The organism is Citrobacter sp. TBCS-14 (genome assembly GCF_005280805.1).
Lineage (GTDB): Bacteria > Pseudomonadota > Gammaproteobacteria > Enterobacterales > Enterobacteriaceae > Citrobacter > Citrobacter gillenii.
The window spans coordinates 1,215-1,511 of the sequence record NZ_SZWM01000385.1; the positions used below are offsets into that span (position 1 = coordinate 1,215).

Here is a 297-nt window from a genome sequence, read left to right on the forward strand (position 1 = left end):
ACGCCGCAAACCATCACCTTTACCACCGATGAAGCCGCGCCGATTTCGATGACCGTCGATTACTCCGACTGTACCCAGTATGGCTCAGATTTCTCTGTTACCACCAACTCCGCGACCGGCTATGCCTCCGCAACGCAAAACGGCGTGCAGGTGGATGACGACGGCAAAGTGTACGCCACCTACAGCAATGGTGAACGTATGCTGCAGGGCCAGGTTGTGCTGGCGACCTTCCCGGATGAGAGCGGACTGGAAGCGGTAAGCGGTACCGCGTGGGTGCAGACGGGTGAATCCGGTACA

1 protein-coding gene is annotated in these 297 nt (G+C 58.6%); it reads left to right on the top strand.

Annotated elements, in window-relative coordinates:
* Positions 1-297: flagellar hook-basal body complex protein (locus tag FDX22_RS15680; RefSeq protein ID WP_146717432.1), on the top strand; the 297-nt coding region annotated here is incomplete at both ends.